This is a genomic window from Streptomyces caelestis, assembly GCF_001279005.1.
In the GTDB taxonomy this organism is placed as follows: Bacteria; Actinomycetota; Actinomycetes; order Streptomycetales; family Streptomycetaceae; genus Streptomyces; species Streptomyces heliomycini.
Window position 1 is genome coordinate 1 of record NZ_LGCN01000109.1, and the last position, 333, is coordinate 333.

Consider the following 333-nt stretch of genomic DNA (forward strand, 5'->3'; position numbering starts at 1 on the left):
GCTGACGGCGGACGGCGGCCGGTTCCTGGAGATGGGCAAGACCGACGTCCGTGATCCTCGGTCGATCGACCGGGTGACCTACCGTGCCTTCGACCTCGGCGAGGCCGGACCCGCGCGCAACCGCGAACTCCTCGGCGAACTCCTCGACCTGTTCGCCCAGGGCGCCCTGCGGCCCCTCCCGCTGAAGGTGTGGGACGTACGGCGGGCGCGTGAGGCGTTCCGCTTCATGAGCCAGGCCAAGCACATCGGCAAGATCGTGCTGACGATGCCGCCGCGCTGGAACCCCGAGGGCACCGTCCTCATCACCGGCGGCACCGGCGCGCTCGGCGGGCA

General features: G+C 71.5%; 1 protein-coding gene. It reads left to right on the forward strand.

Annotation, left to right across the window (positions count from 1 at the left end; genetic code table 11):
* The coding region (locus ADK41_RS10740; RefSeq protein WP_159043959.1) for a zinc-binding dehydrogenase at positions 1-333 on the forward strand (333 nt) is incomplete at both ends.